Genomic DNA, 9,322 nt, shown 5'->3' on the forward strand with positions numbered 1-9,322 from the left:
GGTCGGGCGTTTCTTCACTGTTTTGGAGAGTCTACAGGTTCGGCTGTGTCGTCAGCACTTTGCACTTCTACTTCATCAACGATAACGCTTTGGTCGGTGTCGTCATCCGCGTTGATGGAGCTGCTTTCGTAGCTGCTGTCCATGTTGGCTTCGAGTTGGTTCAGGTAGCCGTTCATGCCCAGTGCGAACACGATGGCAAACACAATCGGGAGGAATGCCAGCCAGGCTGTGGCCAGGACTTTTACCGCAGTGGAGTTGCGCGGCGGAGGCGGGCCATATTGGTTGGCACCGGTGTTACCCGGCAGCACCAGCAGCAAAAGCGGGAAGATGCTGTTCACCAGCGGCACCAGGTTCAACAGGTACAGCCAGCCTGACCACCCCAGATCGTGCAGGCGTTGCACGCCGATTTGCACGCTGACCCACACAAGCGCAACAAACAATGCAAAGCCCAGCAACGAGCCAAGAATGATGCCAGCGGTCGGCGAGGCGGTCGCTACGGCAAAGCTGGCAGTGGAAATAATACCGCCGGCCACCAACAACGCGAGGGTCAGTACCAGGGTCCAGGCCAGGTAGCGCAGACGCCCGATGCGCCCGTGAATGGTAAACACCTTGAGTGTTGAATACTCCGCATGGCTCTCACCCACGGCAGCACGCGGCGGTGCATAGGGCGAAGCGGCAGGGCGCGAGAAGTCTGAAGCGGAGGAATCTGTCTCATGGGTTTCAGCCAGGTTGAAGGCCACGGGCTGCTCTTCTTCGATACGGGCATCAACCCCGGCGTTCTTCAACGCAGTGAGGTAGGTTTCTGCATCACTGCGCGAGAGGTCGCGTTTGAGTGCCACCGGGCGGCCGGTGAAGAGCTTTTCGATAGCGGCGACATCGCTTTTGAACAGCTCGGCGAGGTTCAGCTTGGCCGTGGTGCTTTCGACACCCGGGAGCAAGGCTCCATCAAATACAATCTTGAAACGGTTGTCGCTCATGCGGGCATCCTTGTCACTTGATCAGGAAGGAAGAATGCAGGCCGGCTCTTATCGGCTAGCCTGTCGGTTGTCAGCGTGGCCAGTGTAACTGCGCAGCATGCTCACGTGCCTTGCGATATTCGGCATCCAGGCGTGCAACGAGTTCATCGACGCTTGGCAAGTCATCAATCTCACCGACGCCCTGGCCGGCAGACCACACGGTTTTCCACGCTTTGGCTTCGTCGCTTAACGGCTTGAGCTTGGAACCGAAGTTGACTTCGCCTTTGCCCTGCAAGGCGGCGAGGTCGAAACCGGCGTTTTCCAGGCTTTGGCGCATAAAGCTGGCGGGCACACCGGAGACTGCTGGAGTGTGCACGATGTCGGCGGCGCGGGATGTGAGCAGCATCTCCTTATAGGCATCCGGTGCATGGCTTTCGGTGGTACCGATAAACCGCGTGCCGAAATAGGCAAGGTCTGCGCCAAGCAATTGCGCGGCGAGAACTTCGTGCCCGTGGTTGAGGCAGCCGGCCAGCAGCAGGGTTTTATCGAAGAACTGGCGGATTTCGGCGATCAGCGCGAAGGGGCTCCAGGTGCCGGCATGCCCGCCAGCGCCTGCGGCCACGGCGATCAGCCCGTCCACGCCGGCCTCTGCGGCTTTCTCGGCATGGCGCCGGGTGGTGACGTCATGAAAGACCAGGCCGCCGTAGCTGTGTACGGCGTCCACGAGTTCTTTGACCGCGCCCAGGCTGGTAATGACGATCGGCACCTTGTGCTCGACGCAGATCGCCAGGTCAGCCTCCAGCCGTGGGTTGCTGTTGTGCACGATCAGGTTCACGGCATACGGCGCGGGGTTATCCAGCTGCGCCAGGCCTGCTTCGATTTCTTCCAGCCAGGCTTTGAAGCCGCTGCTCTCACGCTGGTTGAGCGCCGGGAAACTCCCGATCACTCCGTTGCGACAGCAGGCCAGGACCAGTTGCGGGTTGGAGATCAGGAACATCGGCGCCACCACGACGGGCAAACGCAGGTGTTGTTCAAGAGAAGCGGGCAGCGACATTGGAGGTACCCCGTGTGATTGAAGTTAGAACGGTTTGACCACGACCAAAATTACGATAGCCAGCAATATCAGAACCGGCACTTCATTGAACCAGCGATAAAAGACATGGCTGCGGGTGTTTTCGCCACGGGCAAAACGTTTTACCTGCGCGCCGCACATATGGTGGTAGCCGATCAGCAGTACCACGAGAGTCAGCTTGGCGTGGATCCAGGCGCCGGAGTGAAAAATGCTCGGGTTCAGGTAGATCAGCCAGCCGCCGAAAATCAGCGTGGCGATCATCGCCGGGCCCATGATGCCGCGGTAGAGCTTGCGCTCCATGACGCTGAAGCGTTCCTTGCCGACGGTGTCCTCGCTTTGGGCGTGGTAGACGAACAGGCGTGGCAGGTAGAACAGCCCGGCAAACCAGCAGACGATGCTGACGATGTGGAAGGCTTTGACCCATAGATAGAGCATTTCTAGTTATTCCCAGGTTCACGGTAACTGAAGATAGTAGTGGCTCATGCGCCCATACGTCACGTTGGCGGTTGTCGCAGGACGATACGGCCCCTATTATCGACGGCTTTCCAGTGGGTTCGTTGAGGGCAGGTTTATGGTCAAGGTCGGTATCGTCGGCGGCACGGGTTACACCGGTGTCGAATTGCTGCGTCTGTTGGCTCAGCATCCGCAAGCTGAGGTCGTGGTGATCACCTCCCGATCCGAGGCCGGGCTCGCCGTGGCCGACATGTACCCGAACCTGCGAGGCCACTACGACGGCCTGGCATTCAGCGTTCCGGACATCAAGACCCTGGGCGCCTGCGATGTAGTGTTCTTTGCCACGCCCCACGGTGTTGCCCATGCGCTGGCGGGTGAACTGCTGGCCGCCGGCACCAAGGTCATCGACCTGTCGGCTGACTTCCGTCTGCAAGACGCTGACGAGTGGGCCAAGTGGTACGGCCAGCCGCACGGTGCGCCGCAGTTGCTGGAAGAGGCTGTTTACGGCCTGCCGGAAGTCAACCGTGAACAGATCAAGCAAGCGCGCCTGATTGCTGTGCCGGGTTGCTATCCAACCGCGACGCAGCTGGGTTTCCTACCGCTGCTGGAAGCTGGGTTGGCGGATACTTCGCGTTTGATCGCTGACTGCAAGTCAGGCGTCAGCGGCGCCGGCCGTGGTGCCGCCGTAGGTTCGCTGTACTCCGAGACGTCGGAAAGCATGAAGGCTTACGCGGTAAAAGGGCATCGTCACTTGCCGGAAATTCGCCAGGGTTTGCGTCGTGCAGCGGGCAAGGACGTGGGCCTGACCTTCGTGCCGCACTTGACCCCTATGATTCGTGGCATTCACTCCACGTTGTACGCAACGGTCGTTGATCGCTCGGTAGACCTGCAGGCATTGTTTGAAAAGCGTTATGCCAACGAACCATTCGTCGACGTGATGCCGGCTGGCAGTCATCCGGAAACGCGTAGCGTACGCGGCGCGAACGTGTGCCGGATTGCCGTGCACCGTCCACAGGATGGCGACCTGGTGGTGGTGCTGTCGGTGATCGACAACCTGGTTAAAGGCGCGTCGGGCCAGGCGGTGCAGAACTTGAACATCCTGTTTGGCCTGGACGAGAAGCTCGGTCTGTCCCACGCAGGCATGCTGCCTTAAGCGGTTTTCGCTGTTGCGCAAAAGGCCCGTTGATCGGGCCTTTTGTGTTTTTAATGGCGCTAGCGCCGATTGATATACCGTAACAATAGTTGACCGCTTTTCTAGGAGAAGCGGATAATGCCCGTCATTACGCATATGGCGGCGGTACGCCGGGAGATTATCAGCATGAGCGTTGAGTCCTTCACCCCCACGGCTTTGCAATTCACCCACGGTGCTGCGCACAAGGTGAAGAGCCTGGTCGATGAAGAGGGTAATGATCGCTTGAAGCTGCGCGTATTTGTTACGGGCGGCGGTTGTTCAGGGTTTCAGTACGGTTTTACCTTCGATGAAGACGTGGCCGACGACGACACCATTGTCGAGCGTGAGGGCGTCAGCCTGGTTGTGGACCCGATGAGCTTCCAGTATTTGGCAGGCGCAGAGGTGGATTACCAGGAAGGTCTGGAAGGTTCGCGATTCGTGATCAAGAACCCGAATGCCACCACGACCTGTGGTTGCGGGTCTTCGTTCTCGATCTGATCGATAGCCTGATTCACAAGGCATAAAAAACGCCGCTTGGCTTTGATAGGCCAAGCGGCGTTTTTGTGTCCGCAGGTTATGCCGGGTAAATCGCGCCCAATACCCGAAGCCCGCGTGCGCCGGTGACGCTGGGGCGGTTGGCGGCAATGCCTTCGAGGCAGCAATGGGCGAGCCAGGCGAAGGCCATGGCTTCGACCCAGTCGGGGTCCACGCCGTAACTGGTCGTGCTACTGACCTGTGTGGCCGGTAACAGCGCAGCCAGGCGGTTCATCAGCGTGGCGTTATGCGCGCCGCCGCCGCAGATCAGCAGGGTTTCAGTGTTCGATTGCGCAGATTGCAGAGACTCAACGACCGTCAGCGCAGTGAGTTCCAGCAGGGTGGCCTGGACATCCTGGGGCTCAAACGCAGGCAATCGGGCGAGGTGTTGTTGCAGCCAGCCCAGGTTGAACACTTCGCGCCCCGTGCTTTTCGGGCCTTTGGTCTGGAAGAAGGAATCGCTCAGCAGGGTGTTGAGCAACTGAGGTTCAACCTTGCCACTGGCGGCCCATTGGCCATCGCGATCAAAGTGCTCGCCACGTTGGTGATGAATCCAGGCGTCCAGCAAAACATTGCCCGGGCCGCAGTCGAAGCCGGCCACGGGCTTGCCGGTCTCGATCAAGCTGAGGTTGCTGAACCCGCCGACGTTCAATACGGCGCGGTTGCCGGTGTGCTCACCAAACAGCGCTTCATGAAAGGCAGGCACCAAGGGCGCGCCTTGGCCGCCAGCGGCTACGTCGCGGCTGCGGAAGTCGCTGACGACGGTGATGCCGGTCAGCTCAGTGAGTAACGCAGGGTTACCTATCTGAACAGTGAAACCACGCGCGGGCTCATGGCGGATGGTCTGTCCGTGGCTGCCAATCGCGCGAACGTCTTGTGGCTTGAGGTTCTGCTGCTCCAGCAAGGTATGGATGCCTTGGGCAGCCAGTGTCACCCAGTGTTGCTGGGCAATCGCCGAGCGGGCGATCTCGTCTGGGCCGCTGGCGCACAGGCCAAGCAGCTCGGCGCGCAGGCTAACGGGCATGGGAATGTAGTGGGTGGCGATCAGATTGATCGCCGAGTCCTGCCTGATCAGGGCGATATCCAGGCCATCAAGGCTGGTCCCGGACATCACACCTAGATAGAGCGGCATGCCTTAACGCTTCGCCGAAGCAAGCAGGGTGGAGCGTTCCTGATCCATACGCGCCATCAGCGGTTGGCTTTGTTGCAGGAAGCGCGCGCGCTCGGCCTTGGCGATTGGATCAGCCATTGGCAGCTTCTGGCCGAGCGGGTCGACGTGGACGCCGTTGACCTGAAACTCATAGTGCAAGTGTGGGCCGGTAGACAGGCCCGTGGTGCCGATATAGCCAATCACTTGGCCTTGCTTCACGTTGCTGCCGGTGGACACGCCCTTGGCGAAGCCCTGCATGTGGCCATACAGCGTGCGGTAGGTGTTGCCGTGCTGGATGATCACCGTGTTGCCGTAGCCACCGCGGCGCCCGGCCAGTAACACCTTGCCATCACCGGCTGCCTTGATTGGTGTGCCGCGTGGGGCGGCATAGTCGACGCCTTTGTGGGCGCGGATTTTGTTCAGAATAGGGTGCTTGCGCCCCATGGAGAAGCGCGAGCTGATGCGAGCGAAGTCCACCGGGGTGCGGATGAAGGCCTTGCGCATACTGTTGCCGTCGGCAGTGTAGTAGCTGCTGTTGCCTTGTTTATTGGTGTAGCGAACGGCGGTGTAGGTCTTGCCGCGGTTGGTGAAGCGCGCGGAAAGAATGGCACCGGTGCCGACCACTTTGCCGTTGGCGACTTTCTGTTCGTAGATCACGTCGAATTCGTCACCCTGGCGGATGTCTTGGGCGAAGTCGATGTCGTAGCCAAACACGCTGGCCATGTCCATGGTCATGCTGTGGGATAAGCCGGCGCGGGCGGCGGATTGCGACAGCGAGCTGTTGATTACGCCGTGCACGTAAGCGGAGCGCATCACCGGTTTGGTGGTGACGCGATTGAAGGCGAAGCCTTTGGCGCCTTTGGTCAGGGTGATGCTTTCGAGGTCGCTGACGCTGCTGTGCAGGTTGTTCAGCTGGCCGTCGGGAGTGAATTCAAACTCCAGTTTCTGACCGTGTTTGAGCTGGGTGAACTGCTTGGCTTGTTTATCGCTGGCCAAGACCTCATTAACAGTTGCAGCAGGCAGGCCGACCTTCTCGAAGAGCGTTGACAATGTGTCGCCCTTGGCAACGATCACTTCGCGGTGCTGGGGGTTTTTGGCGACGACCGGTGCAGGCGGCTCCTGGGCGGCCTGTTTAGTGTCTTCGGGTGTGTTTTCTATTTGTGCAAACGGGGATTCTGTCGGTGCGTTTGTGGCTTGTTGCGCGTCGGAAGCGTCTTGATCTTGTGTCAGTTGTTCAACTGGACTTTCCAGGTCAAGGCTCAGGGATGTTCGTTTGGCTTCTACGTCACTGGAAGGGAATACCAGGAGTGCCAGGCTGAGAAGGGCGGCGATACCACTTGCGGCGAGCAAGTGGGTCTTCGGGTAAAGCGGCGGCGCTTTAGACGGTTCTGTGGTCATAAGTAATTTTGACTTTGAAGATGAAATGGAAAAGATGAATGACATGATGAAGATGAAATAACTGTATAAAATATAACCAAATCATCTGTGGCGCAAGCTTGCGAATGCCGGGCTTGCTGAACGGTGCCCGTACGCAGGACAAAACTTGTAATTAGTCCGTGATCTTGTATGGTTGGTTCCCTTTTGAATCTGAGCCTTGCGGGTCTGTTATGAAGTCGGTTGAAGAGCAGCTAGCGCTGATAAAACGTGGTGCGGAAGAACTGTTGGTCGAGGCTGAGCTGGTCGAAAAGCTCAAGCGCGGCCTGCCCCTGCGTATCAAGGCCGGCTTTGATCCGACGGCGCCGGATTTGCACCTGGGTCATACCGTCCTTATTAATAAGCTGCGTCAATTCCAGGAGCTGGGGCATCAGGTCATCTTCCTTATAGGTGACTTCACCGGGATGATCGGTGATCCGAGCGGAAAGAGTGCTACACGTCCGCCGCTGACGCGTGAGCAGGTTCTTGATAATGCCGAGACCTACAAGACCCAGGTATTCAAGATTCTTGATCCGGCCAAGACCGAAGTAGCGTTCAACTCCACTTGGATGGATCAGATGGGGCCGGCCGACTTTATTCGCCTGACCTCCCAGTACACTGTCGCGCGCATGCTTGAGCGCGATGACTTCGATAAGCGCTACTCAACCAATCAGCCAATCGCTATTCATGAGTTCCTCTACCCGTTGGTTCAAGGGTATGACTCGGTTGCGTTGCGTGCGGACGTTGAGTTGGGCGGAACTGATCAGAAGTTCAACCTGTTGATGGGGCGTGAGCTGCAGCGTGCATACGGGCAAGAGGCTCAGTGCATTCTGACCATGCCGTTGCTCGAAGGGTTGGATGGCGTCAAGAAGATGTCCAAGTCCTTGGGTAACTATGTTGGTATCCAGGAGGCGCCGGGCGTCATGTACGGCAAGCTGGTTTCGATTCCGGATGCGTTGATGTGGCGTTATTTCGAGCTGTTGAGCTTCCGCTCGATGGATGAAATCAATGCGCTGCGCGCTGAAGTCGAGGCGGGTGCCAATCCGCGTGACGTGAAGATCAAGCTGGCCGAAGAGATTGTTGCTCGTTTCCATGGTGAAGAGGCTGCGGCGAACGCTCACCGTGCTGCGGGTAACCGCATGAAGGATGGCGAGCTGCCGGATGATCTGCCGGAGATCGAGCTGACTGCTGCAGAAGCAATGCCGATTGCCGCCGTCCTTAATAAGGCAGGCCTGGTGAAGAACTCGGCGGTTGCACGTGACCTGTTGGGTTCCGGTGGTGTGCGTATAGATGGTGAGGTTGTGGATCGCACCTTTATATACGAATTGGGCGCGACCCACGTTTGTCAGGCTGGCAAGAAGGCATTTGCGCGTATTACGCTCAAATCCGAATAAAACTGAAATTAGGTGTTGACGGCGTTTTATATCTGTCTATAATTCGCCCCACTTCCGGCGCAGTCGAAACGGAAAACTCCTTGGTAAACAAAGAGTTATGCGAGATTCGACAGCGAGTTGCTTCAGTTCATCGAAGCCCAGAAGGAGTTGATAGAGCGGTGTTGTTTGGCTCTATTAACGTTTCGATCTTCTCGGTCGAAAGCGGAGAAAAAGAGGTGTTGACAGCAGCGTGTAACGCTGTAGAATTCGCCTCCCGCTAACGAGAGATCGGAAGCGCAAGTGGTTGAAGTTGTTGAAGAAATCTTCGAAAACTTCTGAAAATAATCACTTGACAGCAAATGAGGCTGCTGTAGAATGCGCGCCTCGGTTGAGACGAAAGATCTTAACCAACCGCTCTTTAACAACTGAATCAAGCAATTCGTGTGGGTGCTTGTGGAGTCAGACTGATAGTCAACAAGATTATCAGCATCACAAGTTACTCCGCGAGAAATCAAAGATGTAACCAACGATTGCTGAGCCAAGTTTAGGGTTTCTTAAAAACCCAAAGATGTTTGAACTGAAGAGTTTGATCATGGCTCAGATTGAACGCTGGCGGCAGGCCTAACACATGCAAGTCGAGCGGTAGAGAGAAGCTTGCTTCTCTTGAGAGCGGCGGACGGGTGAGTAATGCCTAGGAATCTGCCTGGTAGTGGGGGATAACGTTCGGAAACGGACGCTAATACCGCATACGTCCTACGGGAGAAAGCAGGGGACCTTCGGGCCTTGCGCTATCAGATGAGCCTAGGTCGGATTAGCTAGTTGGTGAGGTAATGGCTCACCAAGGCGACGATCCGTAACTGGTCTGAGAGGATGATCAGTCACACTGGAACTGAGACACGGTCCAGACTCCTACGGGAGGCAGCAGTGGGGAATATTGGACAATGGGCGAAAGCCTGATCCAGCCATGCCGCGTGTGTGAAGAAGGTCTTCGGATTGTAAAGCACTTTAAGTTGGGAGGAAGGGCAGTAAATTAATACTTTGCTGCTTTGACGTTACCGACAGAATAAGCACCGGCTAACTCTGTGCCAGCAGCCGCGGTAATACAGAGGGTGCAAGCGTTAATCGGAATTACTGGGCGTAAAGCGCGCGTAGGTGGTTTGTTAAGTTGGATGTGAAATCCCCGGGCTCAACCTGGGAACT

At 57.3% G+C, this 9,322-nt stretch carries 8 protein-coding genes and 1 rRNA gene (1 of these 9 cut by a window edge); 4 read left to right on the top strand and 5 right to left on the bottom strand.

What is annotated here, in order from left to right; genetic code table 11:
* Nucleotides 1-14: 14 nt before the first annotated feature.
* The 3 genes from AB4P94_RS09395 to hemJ form a co-directional block, all read right to left on the bottom strand.
* A complete protein-coding gene (locus AB4P94_RS09395) occupies nucleotides 15-977 on the bottom strand; it encodes a DUF805 domain-containing protein (protein ID WP_395610316.1) in 963 nt (320 codons plus the stop codon).
* Nucleotides 978-1,047: 70 nt separating this feature from the next.
* On the bottom strand, nucleotides 1,048-2,010 hold the full coding sequence (locus tag AB4P94_RS09400) for an NAD(P)H-dependent flavin oxidoreductase (protein WP_395610317.1): 963 nt from the start codon (nucleotides 2,008-2,010) through the stop codon (nucleotides 1,048-1,050).
* Between the two features lie 24 nt (nucleotides 2,011-2,034).
* Entirely contained in the window at nucleotides 2,035-2,463 is a 429-nt protein-coding gene (hemJ, locus tag AB4P94_RS09405; protein ID WP_395610318.1) for a protoporphyrinogen oxidase HemJ, read from the bottom strand.
* A gap of 136 nt (nucleotides 2,464-2,599) precedes the next feature.
* Here hemJ and argC point away from each other — a divergent pair, with 136 nt between their 5' ends.
* Both argC and erpA read left to right on the top strand, forming a co-directional pair.
* The gene (gene argC / locus AB4P94_RS09410) at nucleotides 2,600-3,634 is read left to right on the top strand and encodes an N-acetyl-gamma-glutamyl-phosphate reductase (RefSeq protein WP_145157408.1); all 1,035 of its coding nucleotides are present in this window, start codon (nucleotides 2,600-2,602) and stop codon (nucleotides 3,632-3,634) included.
* Nucleotides 3,635-3,799: 165 nt separating this feature from the next.
* Entirely contained in the window at nucleotides 3,800-4,150 is a 351-nt protein-coding gene (erpA, locus tag AB4P94_RS09415; RefSeq protein WP_003176443.1) for an iron-sulfur cluster insertion protein ErpA, read from the top strand.
* Between the two features lie 76 nt (nucleotides 4,151-4,226).
* Here erpA and AB4P94_RS09420 read toward each other — a convergent pair whose 3' ends face one another.
* The gene (locus tag AB4P94_RS09420; RefSeq protein WP_395610319.1) at nucleotides 4,227-5,318 is read right to left on the bottom strand and encodes an anhydro-N-acetylmuramic acid kinase; all 1,092 of its coding nucleotides are present in this window, start codon (nucleotides 5,316-5,318) and stop codon (nucleotides 4,227-4,229) included.
* Between the two features lie 3 nt (nucleotides 5,319-5,321).
* Complete coding sequence (locus AB4P94_RS09425) at nucleotides 5,322-6,734, bottom strand: peptidoglycan DD-metalloendopeptidase family protein (protein WP_395610320.1); 1,413 nt, start codon at nucleotides 6,732-6,734, stop codon at nucleotides 5,322-5,324.
* Nucleotides 6,735-6,943: 209 nt separating this feature from the next.
* Here AB4P94_RS09425 and tyrS point away from each other — a divergent pair, with 209 nt between their 5' ends.
* Together tyrS and AB4P94_RS09435 are read left to right on the top strand one after the other, a co-directional pair.
* Nucleotides 6,944-8,143 (top strand): tyrosine--tRNA ligase, encoded by a 1,200-nt coding sequence (gene tyrS / locus AB4P94_RS09430; RefSeq protein ID WP_395610321.1) that lies wholly within the window; start codon nucleotides 6,944-6,946, stop codon nucleotides 8,141-8,143.
* Between the two features lie 553 nt (nucleotides 8,144-8,696).
* Nucleotides 8,697-9,322 (top strand): 16S ribosomal RNA (locus AB4P94_RS09435) (it continues 911 nt past the right edge of the window).

Origin of the sequence: Pseudomonas sp. B22129, assembly GCF_044218875.1 — a bacterium.
In the GTDB taxonomy this organism is placed as follows: domain Bacteria; phylum Pseudomonadota; class Gammaproteobacteria; order Pseudomonadales; family Pseudomonadaceae; genus Aquipseudomonas.

Excerpts from the sequence above, each read along its gene's own strand:
- AB4P94_RS09395 (WP_395610316.1), bottom strand. The coding sequence starts at position 977 with ATGAGCGACAACCGTTTCAAGATTGTATTTGATGGAGCCTTGCTCCCG.
- AB4P94_RS09400 (WP_395610317.1), bottom strand. The coding sequence starts at position 2,010 with ATGTCGCTGCCCGCTTCTCTTGAACAACACCTGCGTTTGCCCGTCGTG.
- hemJ (WP_395610318.1), bottom strand. The coding sequence starts at position 2,463 with ATGCTCTATCTATGGGTCAAAGCCTTCCACATCGTCAGCATCGTCTGC.
- argC (WP_145157408.1), top strand. The coding sequence starts at position 2,600 with ATGGTCAAGGTCGGTATCGTCGGCGGCACGGGTTACACCGGTGTCGAA.
- erpA (WP_003176443.1), top strand. The coding sequence starts at position 3,800 with ATGAGCGTTGAGTCCTTCACCCCCACGGCTTTGCAATTCACCCACGGT.
- AB4P94_RS09420 (WP_395610319.1), bottom strand. The coding sequence starts at position 5,318 with ATGCCGCTCTATCTAGGTGTGATGTCCGGGACCAGCCTTGATGGCCTG.
- AB4P94_RS09425 (WP_395610320.1), bottom strand. The coding sequence starts at position 6,734 with ATGACCACAGAACCGTCTAAAGCGCCGCCGCTTTACCCGAAGACCCAC.
- tyrS (WP_395610321.1), top strand. The coding sequence starts at position 6,944 with ATGAAGTCGGTTGAAGAGCAGCTAGCGCTGATAAAACGTGGTGCGGAA.